The organism is Paenirhizobium selenitireducens ATCC BAA-1503, from assembly GCF_000518785.1.
Classification (GTDB): Bacteria; Pseudomonadota; Alphaproteobacteria; order Rhizobiales; family Rhizobiaceae; genus Allorhizobium; species Allorhizobium selenitireducens.
The window spans coordinates 297,061-310,399 of sequence record NZ_JAEG01000007.1; the positions used below are offsets into that span (position 1 = coordinate 297,061).

Consider the following 13,339-nt stretch of genomic DNA (forward strand, 5'->3'; position numbering starts at 1 on the left):
TGTCCCTTGAATTTTTCTCGGCGAAACGCGTGCCGGGAGACCCCTGATTCTCCGCCCGTCGGCGCGGTTTCGCATCTCGGGCTTTAGCCCCAATCCGGGTTAATGGAAATCGCCTCCTTTGGCCGCATCGCGCGATTTTTCGCCATTGATGCCAAGCGGCCACGTTCTGGCGCCGTGACAGGGGTTCCCGCCATCCCGGGCGATCGGCGCGGACCGGAGCCTGTCATGAAATTTTTGTCTTTCGGCGGAATTCTTCAAATCACCGCTTGTGCAACAAAAAACGCTGGTCTATAGAGGCGCCGCTGGCACGGAGTGTAGCGCAGTCTGGTAGCGCACCACGTTCGGGACGTGGGGGTCGAGTGTTCGAATCACTCCACTCCGACCAGCTAGAAAAGCCCGGGAAACCGGGCTTTTTTCTTTTCTGGCCCTGTGTGCCGCGATGCGGCGCCTGCCGCCCGGGACGGCGCTTGGAGCCCGTCTCGTCCATTGCCCTTCTCTGTCCTTGACCGCGCGCCGAACGCATGGCGTTGTGGCGGCGTGGCCGCGAACCTCCAACGCGCGGCGAGGAGCGACCCAGTCATGCAGATCGAACGCGACGGCAATGGCGACTTCATTCTCGATCCGGTCGAGATCGCGCAGCGTTTCGGCCTCGCGCCGAAGGACTTCCGCCGCCAGCAGGAGCAGGGCCTGGTCAAGAGCACCGTCGAAGTGGGCGAGGGCGAGGATGCCGGCACCAGCCGCCTGAGCCTGCGCATCGGCAATCGCATCTGGCGCGCCGTTCTCGACAATGAGGGCCGGGTGATGCGCGAGGAACTGAACATCGCCCGCGGCGCTCCGCTCCGCCGCGACGGCAAGCCCTGATTCGATCCCTCGGAAACGAAAAAAGCCCGCTCCGGGTAAGGGAGCGGGCATGCGGGACGCTTGGCGTCCTGGGAGAGAGAGGTTAGCCGTCGATGCGGTCGAACAGGTCGCGGGCGGCGGCATTGGTGACGCGGCGGGTTTCGACCTCGTCGCGGCGGCTGGCGAGCAGTTCGGTCGCCATGATCTGTTCGGCGAGATCCGCCGGCAGCGACAGGATCACCCGGCCGTCATTGGCGTTCAGCCCGCCGAGATCAGCCCGCTTGGCGGTGATCATGCCGCCGGCCACCGTATTGTTGGTGTCCGGATCGATCAGGATGAAGGCACCGGTCGAGCGGTTCTGCTCATAGGGGTCGAAGATCGCCGCCTCGTCGAAGGCGAGATGCACCTTGCCGATGGCGTTCATGGCGAGCGCCTCGGCCGGGTTCCACTTGCCTGACTTCAGGTCGAGCTGGCTGACCGGATTGACCTGCACGCGCTGGCGGCGCGAGCCCGACTTCAGCCAGTAGCGCTTGCCCGGCTGGATGCCGTCCGGCTGCAGCGCGACGAGATGCGCGTCGAAGGACAGGCCCGTCTGCGGCTGGCTGTCGAGCGAGACGATCATGTCGCCGCGCGACACGTCCACCTGCCGGTCGAGCACCAGGGTGATGGCGTCGCCGGCGACCGCCGCATTGCGCACCAGGTCGAAGGTGACGATCTGCTTGACGTTGGCGATCTGGCCGGATGGCAGGATCACCACGCCGTCGCCGGGCTTCACCGCGCCGCCGGCGACCGTGCCCTGATAGCCGCGGAAGCTTTCGCCCGGGCGGCAGACGCGCTGCACCGGCAGGCGGAAGCCGGTGGTCTGGGCGGAGCGCAGGGTTGCGAGTTCCAGCGCTTCGACCAGCGTCGGGCCGTCGTACCATGGCATGACGGCCGCGCCGGAATAGACGACGTTTTCGCCCTTCAGTGCCGACATCGGTATGGCGGTGACCTGTCGCACGCCGAGCGTCAGCGCCAGTTCCCTGAAATCATGGGCAATCCGGTCGAAGACGGCGCGGTCGTAGCCGACGAGGTCGAACTTGTTGACCGCGAGCACGAACTGCTTGATGCCCATCAGCGAGGCGATGGTCGCGTGACGGCGGGTCTGCTCCAAAAGGCCGGTACGCGCATCGACCAGCAGGATGGCGAGATCGGCGGTCGAGGCGCCGGTCGCCATGTTGCGGGTATACTGCTCGTGGCCGGGCGTGTCGGCGACGATGAAGGAGCGCTTGTCCGAGGCGAAGTAGCGATAGGCGACGTCGATGGTGATGCCCTGTTCGCGTTCGGCCTGCAGGCCGTCGAGCAAAAGCGCGAAGTCGGGCAGGCCGAGGTCGTTCTGCTTGCCCGAATCGCGGTGCAGCGTCGCGGCCTGGTCTTCCTTGACTGCCTTGGTGTCCCACAGCAGGCGGCCGATCAGCGTCGACTTGCCGTCGTCGACCGAGCCGCAGGTGATGAGGCGCAGCGGGCGCGAATCGCGGGTGACGAAGGCCGGATGGACTTGCGGAAGCTCGGCGGCGAGGGCGGTAATGGCGGCGGTCATCTCAGAAATATCCTTCGCGTTTCTTCTTCTCCATCGATCCCGACTGGTCGCGGTCGATGGCCCGGCCCTGGCGCTCGGACACGGTGGCGATTTCAAGCTCGGCGATCACCTCGTCCAGCGTCGAGGCGGTGGACCGGATGGCGCCGGTCAGCGGGAAGCAGCCGAGCGTGCGGAAGCGGATCATGCCTTCCTGCTTGACTTCACCGGGCAGCAGTTCGAGGCGCGGATCCTCAGCGAGGATCATCATGCCGTCACGCTCCACGTAAGGCCGCTTCTTGGCGTAGTAGAGCGGCACCAGCGGAATGTCCTCGGCCTGGATGTAGCGCCAGATGTCGACCTCGGTCCAGTTGGACAGCGGGAAGGCACGCACGCTCTCGCCGCGGCGGATCTGGCCGTTGTAGATGTTCCACAGTTCGGGCCGCTGGTTGCGCGGATCCCAGCGATGGTCGGGGGTGCGGAAGGAATAGATGCGCTCCTTGGCGCGGCTCGCTTCCTCGTCGCGGCGCGCACCGCCGAAGGCGGCGTCGAACTGGCCGGCATCGAGCGCCTGGCGCAGCCCTTCCGTCTTCATTATGTCGGTATAGAGCGCCGAACCATGGCTGAACGGGGTGACGCCTTCGGCCGCACCGCGCGGATTAATGTGCTCGATCAGGTCGAGGTCGTAGCGTTCGACGATCTCGTCGCGAAAGGCGATCATCTCGGCGAACTTCCAGCCGGTATTCACGTGCAAGAGCGGGAAGGGCACCCGGCCCGGATAGAAGGCCTTGCGCGCCAAGTGCAGCAGCACGGACGAATCCTTGCCGATCGAATAAAGCATGACCGGCTTGTCGAATTCGGCGGCCACTTCGCGGAAGATGTGGATCGCCTCGTTCTCCAGCGCCTTCAGATGCGGATCGAGCGGCGGCTTGGCCGGCTGATCCTTGGAATGGGGGTCGAATTCCGAATGATGCATTGTCTCTTGTCCTTGGCGCCACCGATGGCGGCGTTTCGTGGACCCCCCTCTGCCCTGCCGGGCATCTCCCCCTCAAGGGGGGAGATCGCTTGCCACTGTCGTCCCTATCTTCCGGGACAGTGGGTCGGCGGTGGTCTGGCGCTCCAATCTCCCCCCTTGAGGGGGAGATGTCGCGAAGCGACAGAGGGGGGTGAATTCCTGTTTCCAGTTCAGGCCGGCGTGCGTTCCAGCGGCGTCGCTGCCGCTTCCGGCACGTGCAGGCCGCATTCGCGCTTCTCGTCGTTCTCCCACCACCAGCGGCCGGCGCGCTCCGGCTCGCCGGGCTTGATCGCCCGGGTGCACGGCTCGCAGCCGATCGAGGGATAGCCGCGCTTGTGCAGCGGATTGGTCGGCACCGCCTCGGCCTCGACATAGGCATTGATGTCTTCGAGCGACCAGTCGGCCAGCGGGTTCACCTTGATGAGATTGCGTTCGGCGTCGTATTCGGCAAAGGGCGTGGTTGCCCGGTTGCCCGACTGGCCGCGGCGAAGGCCGGTGACCCAGATCGCGGCGCCGGAAAGGGCCTTGGCGAGCGGCACGAGCTTGCGCACATGACAGCAGGCATGGCGGGCCTCGACGCTTTCATAGAAGCCGTTCAGGCCGTATTTCGCCGCATAGGCGTCGATGTCGTCCTGTTCCGGATGGAAGCGCTTGATCGACAGGCCGAAGCGCTCCTCGGTCTCGCCGATCAGGTCGACGGTTTCCTTGAACAGCCGGCCGGTCTCGAGCGTCGAGACTTCGATCGGCAGCCGTGCCAGGCCGATCGCGGCGGTGATCACCTGGTCCTCGATGCCGAGGCTGGTGGTGAAGACGGCGCGGCCGCCGAACGCGGCGACGAGGGCAAGCCGACCGGAAAGGTCGAGGTTGGCCAGTTCGGCATCGAGCCGTGCCGCGCGCATCTGCTGGTCTTGGGAGGTCATGTGTCGATCCTGCTAGCTGAGCTATGTGAAAGTATCGCAACAAAATGCCGGGACGACGAGAAACAGCCATTCCCAAACAACCGGACCGGCGAGCAAATATCTCTCTCGCGGGCGCATTCGGAAGAAAAGCCGCCGCCGCGCCCGCTTCCTCGTCCGTCCGCCAGAATAGCCGGCGCAAATTTGTTTTTCCATGCGAATTGGGCTAAACGCTGCGGAACAGGCGGTCCGCAGACCGCATCGGCCAGCAATCGGTTCCTCGATGATTTCGCAGAAAGCCAAATACGCCTTGCGAGCGCTTTCGGCCCTGGCACGCGCCGAGGTCGGCGAGCCCTTGCAGATTTCCGACATCGCCGATCGGCAGAACATCCCGAAAAAATTCCTCGAACAGATCCTGCTGGACCTGAAGCGCAACGGCCTGGTCACCAGCCGTCGCGGCAAGCAGGGCGGTTATCTTCTGCTGAGACCCGCGGCCGAGATCACTTATGGCGAGGTGCTGCGGCTGATCGATGGGCCGATCGCGCCGCTGCCTTGCCTGTCGCTGACCGCCTATCGGCGCTGCGAGGACTGCAACGGCGAAAGCGATTGCGAGGTCCGCCACGTCTTTGCCCGCGTCGCCGACGAAACGCGCGCCGTGCTGTTTTCCACGACGATCGCCGATGCGCTCAACGGACACCCGGCCTCGGTCGCGGTCGAGGAAACGGCTTGAGTCTGCCGTCCGGGACGTGAAATATTTCGCTCCGGTGCCCGTGGCCGGTGCATTTCGCCAACGTGACTTTTCTGTGACATCGCTGTTTGGCGAACGAAATTACCTGCGTTCTTGCACGGGGGACGGTCCCGCGTTTTCCCGCGCCCTGCGGCTCAGGGTACTGTTTTGCTATTTTTCCGCTCGCGTTGACTAACACGACCTGTCCAGTAGTCTTAACCTCACGAATTGGAGCAAAGGAGAGGTTGCGATGAACAGCTTTACGAAACAGCTCGCCAGGTTCCTTGTCGGCCTGTCCCTGTCGACCGGCCTCGTGGTTTCAGCGCATGCCGATACGACCCTGCTGAATGTCTCCTATGACCCCACCCGGGAACTCTACAAGGAGTACAACGCCGCCTTCGCCAAGCGCTGGCAGGCCGAGACCGGCGAGGACGTGGCCATCCGTCAGTCGCACGGCGGTTCCGGCAAGCAGGCCCGCTCCGTGATCGACGGCCTCGATGCCGATGTCGTGACGCTGGCGCTCGAAGGCGACATCGACGCCATCGCCGAAAAGACCGGCAAGATCGCCAAGGACTGGCGGGGCCGCCTCGAAAACAACTCCTCGCCCTACACCTCGACCATCGTCTTCCTGGTCCGCAAGGGCAATCCCAAGGGGATCAAGGATTGGGGCGACCTGGTGAAGGGCGACGTGCAGATCGTCACCCCCAACCCGAAGACCTCCGGCGGTGCCCGCTGGAACTATCTCGCCGCCTGGGCGTGGGCCCACAAGCAGTATGGCGGCGACGAGGCGAAGATCCGCGAATATATCGCCGAGCTCTTCAAGCGCGCGCCCGTGCTCGATACCGGCGCGCGGGGCGCCCTGACGACGTTTGCCCAGCGCCAGATCGGCGACGTGTTGCTCGCCTGGGAAAACGAGGCCTATCTGGCCGGTGCCGAATTCGGTGCGGACACTTTCGAGATTGTCACGCCGCCGCAGTCGATCCTCGCCGAGCCTCCGGTTGCCGTGGTCGACGGCAATGTCGACGCCAAGGGCACGCGCAAGGTCGCAGAAGCCTATCTGCAGTACCTCTATTCGGAAGAAGGCCAGAAGATCGCGGTGAAGCACTTCTACCGTCCGTCCAAGCCGGAACTGGTGGCTGCAGAAGACCTGGCGAAATTCGCCAAGATCGATCTCGTCACGATCGACGATCCGATCTTCGGCGGCTGGGCCAAGGCGCAGCCCGCCCACTTCGCCGACGGCGGCATTTTCGACCAGATCTACAAGCCGGCTCGGTAGGCGATCGTCCATCCGCCTGCGACAAGCCCCGACCTCGCGATGAGGCCGGGGCTTGTCGCAGGCGCAATTCGGGGCATTATGGACGACGGGACACGGGAATGACGACAGGACGAACCATGAAGAACTGGCGCCAGCCGAGCATCCTGCCGGGCTTCGGGTTGACGCTCGGCTATACGATTTTCTATCTCACGGTGATCATCCTGATCCCGCTGGTGGGACTGGTCTGGCGCTCCGCCTCGCTCGGCTGGGAGGAGTTCTTCGCCATCGCCACCGACGAGCGCACCATGCTCGCCCTGAAGGTGAGTTTTGGTTCGGCGCTTGTGGCCGGCGCCATCAATGCCGTGTTCGGCGTCATCGTCGCCTGGGTGCTGGTGCGCTATGATTTTCCCGGCCGCCGCCTGCTCGACGCGGTGGTCGATCTGCCCTTCGCCCTGCCGACCGCCGTCGCCGGCATCTCGCTTGCCGCGCTCTATGCGCCGAACGGCTGGATCGGCTCACTCCTGGCGCCGCTCGGCATCAAGATCGCCTTTACCCCGGTCGGCATCGTCGTGGCGCTCGTCTTCGTCGGCCTGCCCTTCGTCGTGCGCACGGTCCAGCCGGTGATGGAGGAGCTCGACCGCGAGGTCGAGGAGGCGTCCGCCACGCTCGGCGCCACCCGGTTCCAGACGCTGCGCATGGTCGTCCTTCCGGCGCTCACCCCTGCGATCCTCACCGGTTTTGCGCTCGCCTTTGCCCGTGGCGTCGGCGAATATGGTTCGGTCATCTTCATCGCCGGCAACATTCCTTATGTCTCCGAGATCGCGCCGCTCCTGATCGTCATCCGGCTGGAGGAGTTCAATTATGCCGGCGCCACCGCGATCGCCTGCATCATGCTGGCGATCTCGTTCGCCATGCTGCTGTTCATCAACCTGCTGCAGATGTGGAGCCGGAGGAGATATGCCAATGTCCGCTAAATCCGCCTCCGTGGCCAAGCCCCGTTTCCGCGACGCCTCGACCGAAAGCCCGCTCGCGCGCTTCTCGCTGATGGCCGTTGCGCTCGCCTTCATGGCATTCGTACTGCTCCTGCCGTTGCTCCTCGTGTTCATCGAGGCCTTCCGCGAGGGCGTTCCCGCCTTCTTCGAGGCGCTGGGCGATCCGGATACGCTGTCGGCGATCCAGTTGACCCTGACGGTCGCGGCGATCGCCGTGCCGCTCAACCTTGTGTTCGGCGTGGCCGCCGCCTGGGCGATCGCCAAGTTCGAGTTCAAGGGCAAGACCTTCCTGATCACCCTGATCGACCTGCCGTTCTCGATCTCGCCGGTCATCTCCGGCCTGGTCTATGTGCTGCTGTTCGGCTCGCAGAGCGTGCTTGGCCCGTTCCTCAAGAGCTACGGCATCGAGATCCTGTTTGCCGTGCCGGGCATCGTGCTCGCCACCGTCTTCGTCACCTTCCCCTTCGTCGCCCGCGAACTGATCCCGCTGATGCAGGAACAGGGCACCGGCGACGAGGAGGCCGCACTCTCGCTCGGTGCGACCGGATGGCAGACCTTCTGGTACGTGACGCTGCCCAACATCAAATGGGGCCTGCTCTACGGCGTGCTGCTCTGCAACGCCCGCGCCATGGGCGAGTTCGGCGCCGTCTCGGTGGTGTCCGGCCATGTGCGGGGGCTCACCGAAACCATGCCGCTGCATGTCGAGGTCCTCTACAACGAATACAACTTCGTCGCGGCCTTCGCCGTCTCGACGCTCCTTGCTCTCCTTGCCCTCGTGACGCTGGCGCTGAAGACCGTTCTGGAACTTCGCTACGGCCACGCGATCGCCGGCAGCCGCAAACACTGAAAGGTCCTCCCGATGGATGTCACGATTACCAATATCCGCAAGGAGTTCGGCCAGTTTCCGGCACTCTACGACCTGTCGCTGTCGATCCGCTCGGGCGAGTTGATCGCGCTGCTCGGCCCGTCCGGCTCCGGCAAGACGACGCTTTTGCGCCTGATCGCCGGGCTCGAACAGCCGACCGCCGGCAAGATCTTCTTCGGCGAGGAGGACGCCTCGGAAAAGAGCGTGCAGGAGCGCCATATCGGCTTCGTCTTCCAGCACTATGCGCTGTTCCGCCACATGACGGTCGCGGAAAACATCGCCTTCGGCCTCAAGGTTCGCCCCAAGGCCAACCGCCCGCCGGCCCATGAAATCCGCAAGCGCGTCTCCGACCTGCTCGACATGGTGCATCTGTCGGGTCTGGAGAAGCGCTATCCGGCCCAGCTCTCAGGCGGCCAGCGCCAGCGCGTGGCACTCGCCCGCGCCATGGCGATCGAGCCGACCGTTCTGCTGCTCGACGAGCCTTTCGGCGCGCTCGACGCCAAGGTGCGCAAGGAACTGCGCCGCTGGCTGAAGGAATTCCACGACCGCACCGGCCACACCACCTTCTTCGTCACCCACGACCAGGAAGAGGCGCTGGAACTTGCCGACCGCGTCGTGGTGATGAGCCAGGGCCGGGTCGAGCAGGTCGGCACCGCCGACGACGTCTACGACACGCCCAATTCGCCCTTCGTCTTCTCCTTTATCGGCGAGTCCTCGCATGTGCCCGTCACGGTCCGCGACAAGACCGTGCTGTTCCAGGGCGAACCGGTTGGCACGACCGAGAACGGCGAGGGGCCGGGCGAACTGTTCTTCCGCCCGCAGGACGTCGTCGTCACCACCGACAGCCACTCGCTCTACGGCAAGGTCACCGCCTGCCGCCGCCTCGCCGGCACCCGCATCGCCGAGATCGACGTCGCCAATGACGGCCACGAGCCCTACCATCTCGAAATCGAAGTGCCCCTCGACGCCCCCGTCGCCGTCGGCGCCGACATCCGTTTCCGTCCGACACGGTGGAAGCTGTTCGGGCAATAAAGGGCCGGCGGATTGACGTTTCTCCCTCCGCGTCGCACAATGCATCGCATTTGCAACGCATGAGGTTTCCATGAAGACCGCAACGCTTCCCTCTCTCCGCGTCGATCCCGAATTGCGGGCCGCCGCCGAAAGCGTGCTCGAGGAGGGCGAAAGCCTCTCCGCATTCGTCGAGAATTCGGTGAAAGCCCAGATCCACTACCGCAAGACCCAGGCCGAATTCATTGCCAGGGGACTGGCTTCGCTGGCGGAGTCGGAGCGCACGGGCGTTTATTATACGACCGAGGATGTGCTTTCGATGATGAAGTCGAAGCTTGATGCTGCCAAGGCCGCCAAGGCCAGATGAGCTACACGATCAGGTATACCCAAGAGGCCTTGGACGATATCGACCGGCTGTACGACTATCTGATCGCCTATGATCTGGACCTGGCCGAACGGGCCTATGTCTCCATGCAGCAAGCGATTGCGTCTCTGGCGATATTCCCCTTCAGCCACAGAAAGGCTGCCGCTGACGACCCTCTGACAAGAGAGCTGCTCGTGCCCTTCGGCTCCGCCGGCTATGTCGTTCTGTATCGCATTGAGAGCGACGAGATCCTCACGATCGCCGCAATCCGCCACCAGCGCGAGGACGATTACCACTGAGCCTTAGCGGTCGCTCGTCTCCCAGCGCGGATTGGTCCAGGGTTCCTGGTTGGAGCGGGGCAGGGGCTGCTTCCCGAGGATATGGTCGGCGGCCTTCTCGCCGGTCATGATCGACGGGCCGTTGAGGTTGCCGTAGGTCACGTGCGGGAAGATCGAGCTGTCGGCCACCCGCAGGCCCTCGACGCCGATCACCCGGCAGTCCTGATCCACCACCGCCATCGGGTCGTCGGCGCGGCCCATCTTGCACGTGCCGCAGGGGTGGTAGGCGCTTTCCAGATGTTCGCGCAGGAAGGCGTCGATCTGTTCGTCGCTCCGCACCCCTTCGCCCGGCTGTATCTCGGGCCCGCGGAACTGGTCGAAGGCCTGCTGGCCAAAGATCTCGCGGGTCAGCCGCACGCAGTGGCGGAACTTCTCCCAGTCTTCCGGATGGCTCATATAGTTGAAGCGGATCACCGGATCGGCCATCGGGTCGGGCGAGCGCAGCGTGACCGCACCGCGCGACTTCGACAGGTTGTAGCCGACATGCACCTGGAAGCCGTGGCTTTTCGCCGCCGCCTTGCCGTCATAGGAGATGGCGACCGGCAGGAAGTGATACTGGATGTCCGGCTGCTTCAGCCCGGGCGCGGAGCGCAGGAAGGCGCAGGCCTCGAACTGGTTGGAGGCGCCAAGCCCACCCTTGGAAAGCAGCCATTGCGCGCCGGCGACCCCCTGCCAGAACCACGGCAGCCAAGAATAGAGCGAGACCGGCTTGGTCGACACCTGCTGGAAATAGAATTCCATATGGTCCTGCAGATTGGCGCCGACGCCGGGACGGTCGGCGACCACCTCGATCCCCATCTCCTTCAGATGCGCCGCCGGCCCGATGCCCGACAGCATCAGCAGTTTCGGCGAATTGAACGACGAGGCCGAGACGATCACCTCGCGATTGGCGCGCACCACCTCGACCTTGCCGTTGCGCTCGATCTCCACGCCGACCGCGCGGCCGTTCTCGATGATGACGCGACGCGCGAAGCAGCGGGTGAGCGACACGTTCGGCCGCTTCAGCGCGGGTTTCAGATAGGCGTTCGCCGCCGACCAGCGCCGGCCCTTGTAGATCGTCTGCTCCATCAGGCCGAAGCCTTCCTGCTTGGAGCCGTTATAGTCGTCGGTGAGCTCGAAGCCGGCCTGCTCGCCGGCCTTGATAAAGGCGTGGAAGAGGGGGTTCGTGACGGGTCCGCGCCGCACATGCAGCGGCCCGTCGGTGCCGCGCCATCCGGCCTCGCCGCCGTCGGAGGTTTCCATCCGCTTGAAATAGGGCAGCACGTCGGCATAGGCCCAGCCGCGCGCGCCGAGCTCTTCCCAGCGGTTATAGTCCTCGGCGTGTCCCCGCACATAGACCAGCCCGTTGATCGAGGACGACCCGCCGATCACCTTGCCGCGCGGCGCGGTGATGCGCCGGTTGTTGAGGTTCGGCTCCGGCTCCGAAAGATAGCCCCAATTGTAGCGCTTCATGCTCATCGGCCAGGCCAGCGCCGCCGGCATCTGGATGAACGGCCCGACATCCGACCCGCCATATTCCAGCACCAGCACCGTGTGCTTGCCGTCCTCCGACAGGCGATAGGCCATAGCCGATCCGGCCGATCCGGAGCCGATGATGATGAAGTCTGCGTTTTGCATGTCCTAGCCCCCTGCGCCGCCTCTCCCCTTGTGGGAGAGGAAGCGATTTCAGCATCTTAGCGTCAGCTAAGTGCTAGAAATCGCAGGTGAGGGGGTACCCCCTCACTTGCAAAATCTAACATTTAGCTTCGCTAAGCTGTTGATTTTGCTTTCTCCCCCACCAAGGGGGAGAAGGATCTCAATACGGCGCCGGTCGTCGTCCCTCTTCTCCCCAGCGGGGAGAAGGTGGCGGCAGCCGGATGAGGGGGGCGAAGCCTCGCAAGCGCCCCCTCATCTGCCCTTCGGGCATCTTCTCCCCGCGGGGGAGAAGAGGAAAATCAATACGGCGCCTCGCACTTGCCCATGCCGACATAGACTGTCTTCAGCTCGGTATAGTGCTCCAGCGCGGCGGCCGAATTTTCCCGTCCGAAGCCGGATTGCTTCGAGCCGCCGAAGGGGATTTCGACCGGGCAGAGATTGTAGGTATTGATCCACAGCGTGCCGGCTTCCAGTTCGTCGACCACGCGATGGGCGCGGGTGATGTCGGCGGTGAAGACGCCGCCGGCCAGACCGAATTCGCTGGCATTGGCGCGGGCGATCACGTCCGCCTCGTCCTCGAAGTCGAGCACGCACATCACCGGGCCGAAAATCTCTTCGCGGGCGATGGTCATGTCGTCGGTCACGTCGGAAAACACGGTCGGCTGGACAAAGTAACCTTCGCCCGAAACATTGTTGGGAATGCCGCCGCCGGTGAGGAGCGTGGCGCCCTCGGCCTTGCCCTTGGCGATATAGCCGAGCACCTTCTCGCGCTGCGCCCAGGACACCAGCGGACCCATCTGGGTCGCCTCGTCCTGCGGATCGCCGATCAGGATCGCCTCTGTGCGTTCCTTGAGGCGGGCGAGGAACTGGTTCTTGATCCCCTTGTGCACGAAGACGCGGGTGCCGTTCGAGCAGACCTGGCCGGTGGAATAGAAATTGGCGAGCATGGCGCCCGAGATCGCGCTTTCGACATCGGCGTCATCGAAGATGATCAGCGGCGACTTGCCGCCGAGCTCCATGGTGACGTGCTTCAACTGGGAGGCCGCGGCGCCCGCCACCTTGCGGCCGGTCGGCACCGAGCCGGTGAGCGACACCTTGGCGACGTCGGGATGGCTGACCAGCAGCGGGCCGGTGTCGCGGTCGCCCTGGATGACGTTGTAGACGCCCTTCGGCAGGCCGGCTTCGATCAGGATTTCGGCGATCTTCAAGGCGCCGAGCGGGGTCACTTCCGAGGGCTTGAACACCATGGCATTGCCGGCGGCTAGCGCCGGTGCGCCCTTCCAGCAGGCGATCTGCTGCGGATAGTTCCACGCACCGATGCCGACCACGACGCCGAGCGGCACGCGCTTGGTATAGGCCCAGTCGCCGCCGAGCGGGATCTGGCTGCCGTTCAGCGCGGTCGGCGCGATGCCGCCGAAGAATTCGAAGCTGTCGGCGCCGGAGGTCGGGTCGGCGACGATCGTCTCCTGGATCGGCTTGCCGGTGTCGAGCGTTTCCAGCTCCGAAAGCGCGCGGTTGCGCGTCCGCATAATCTCGGCGGCGCGCTTGAGGATGCGGCCGCGCGCCATCGGGCTCATGGCCGCCCATTCCTTCTGCGCCCGCTTGGCCGAGGCGATCGCCTTCTCGACGATGGCCGGGGTCGCGGCATGCAGCTTGGCGATCACCTCGCCGGTGGCGGGATAGATGCTCTCGATGACGGTGCCCTCGGTATCCTCGACATACTCCCCGTCGATGAAGTGAGAGGCTTTCGGCTGTGCGCGCATGATCGACCCCGGTCTGGCAGTGGCTCGGTACTTCTTCGGTGAGCCAAGCATATAAGCGGGCCTTGGACCAGAGTCCCCTTTTACCG

Annotated in this window: 13 protein-coding genes and 1 tRNA gene; 9 read left to right on the top strand and 5 right to left on the bottom strand. The window is 64.6% G+C overall.

What is annotated here, in order from left to right; translation table 11 throughout:
- Window positions 1-308 precede the first annotated feature (308 nt).
- Together L867_RS0111245 and L867_RS0111250 are read left to right on the top strand one after the other, a co-directional pair.
- A tRNA-Pro gene (locus tag L867_RS0111245) sits at window positions 309-385 on the top strand.
- A gap of 194 nt (window positions 386-579) precedes the next feature.
- Complete coding sequence (locus L867_RS0111250; RefSeq protein WP_028736977.1) at window positions 580-861, top strand: DUF6522 family protein; 282 nt, start codon at window positions 580-582, stop codon at window positions 859-861.
- Between the two features lie 82 nt (window positions 862-943).
- On the opposite strand, the gene cysN is transcribed toward L867_RS0111250, so the two are convergent.
- From cysN to L867_RS0111265, 3 genes are all read right to left on the bottom strand, one after another.
- Window positions 944-2,419 (bottom strand): sulfate adenylyltransferase subunit CysN, encoded by a 1,476-nt coding sequence (gene cysN / locus L867_RS0111255; protein WP_028736978.1) that lies wholly within the window; start codon window positions 2,417-2,419, stop codon window positions 944-946.
- Window position 2,420: 1 nt separating this feature from the next.
- Window positions 2,421-3,371, bottom strand: coding sequence for a sulfate adenylyltransferase subunit CysD (gene cysD / locus L867_RS0111260; RefSeq protein WP_028736979.1), 951 nt, complete (start codon window positions 3,369-3,371; stop codon window positions 2,421-2,423).
- Window positions 3,372-3,580: 209 nt separating this feature from the next.
- Window positions 3,581-4,330 carry a phosphoadenylyl-sulfate reductase gene (locus tag L867_RS0111265; protein WP_028736980.1) on the bottom strand — a complete coding sequence of 250 codons (750 nt, stop codon included), beginning with the start codon at window positions 4,328-4,330 and terminating at the stop codon, window positions 3,581-3,583.
- Between the two features lie 259 nt (window positions 4,331-4,589).
- Here L867_RS0111265 and L867_RS0111270 point away from each other — a divergent pair, with 259 nt between their 5' ends.
- The 7 genes from L867_RS0111270 (at window position 4,590) to L867_RS0111300 (ending at window position 9,816) form a co-directional block, all read left to right on the top strand.
- Window positions 4,590-5,036 (top strand): RrF2 family transcriptional regulator, encoded by a 447-nt coding sequence (locus L867_RS0111270; protein WP_028736981.1) that lies wholly within the window; start codon window positions 4,590-4,592, stop codon window positions 5,034-5,036.
- 247 nt (window positions 5,037-5,283) lie between these two features.
- Entirely contained in the window at window positions 5,284-6,309 is a 1,026-nt protein-coding gene (locus tag L867_RS0111275) for a sulfate ABC transporter substrate-binding protein (RefSeq protein WP_028736982.1), read from the top strand.
- A 98-nt stretch (window positions 6,310-6,407) separates the two neighbouring features.
- Window positions 6,408-7,262 (top strand): sulfate ABC transporter permease subunit CysT, encoded by an 855-nt coding sequence (gene cysT, locus L867_RS0111280; RefSeq protein WP_028736983.1) that lies wholly within the window; start codon window positions 6,408-6,410, stop codon window positions 7,260-7,262.
- Window positions 7,246-8,127 carry a sulfate ABC transporter permease subunit CysW gene (gene cysW, locus L867_RS0111285; RefSeq protein WP_408605973.1) on the top strand — a complete coding sequence of 294 codons (882 nt, stop codon included), beginning with the start codon at window positions 7,246-7,248 and terminating at the stop codon, window positions 8,125-8,127. The genes cysT and cysW overlap by 17 nt, the downstream gene beginning before the upstream one ends.
- Before the next feature lie 12 nt (window positions 8,128-8,139).
- Complete coding sequence (locus L867_RS0111290) at window positions 8,140-9,177, top strand: sulfate/molybdate ABC transporter ATP-binding protein (RefSeq protein WP_028736985.1); 1,038 nt, start codon at window positions 8,140-8,142, stop codon at window positions 9,175-9,177.
- Window positions 9,178-9,247: 70 nt separating this feature from the next.
- Window positions 9,248-9,520 carry a YlcI/YnfO family protein gene (locus L867_RS0111295; RefSeq protein ID WP_028736986.1) on the top strand — a complete coding sequence of 91 codons (273 nt, stop codon included), beginning with the start codon at window positions 9,248-9,250 and terminating at the stop codon, window positions 9,518-9,520.
- Window positions 9,517-9,816: a type II toxin-antitoxin system RelE/ParE family toxin gene (locus L867_RS0111300; protein ID WP_028736987.1), complete on the top strand. Its 300-nt coding sequence runs from the start codon at window positions 9,517-9,519 to the stop codon at window positions 9,814-9,816. Before L867_RS0111295 ends, L867_RS0111300 begins: the two co-directional genes overlap by 4 nt.
- Before the next feature lie 3 nt (window positions 9,817-9,819).
- Here L867_RS0111300 and betA read toward each other — a convergent pair whose 3' ends face one another.
- Window positions 9,820-11,472 (bottom strand): choline dehydrogenase, encoded by a 1,653-nt coding sequence (betA, locus tag L867_RS0111305; RefSeq protein WP_028736988.1) that lies wholly within the window; start codon window positions 11,470-11,472, stop codon window positions 9,820-9,822.
- Between the two features lie 317 nt (window positions 11,473-11,789).
- Window positions 11,790-13,253: a betaine-aldehyde dehydrogenase gene (gene betB / locus L867_RS0111310; protein WP_028736989.1), complete on the bottom strand. Its 1,464-nt coding sequence runs from the start codon at window positions 13,251-13,253 to the stop codon at window positions 11,790-11,792.
- Window positions 13,254-13,339: the final 86 nt, after the last annotated feature.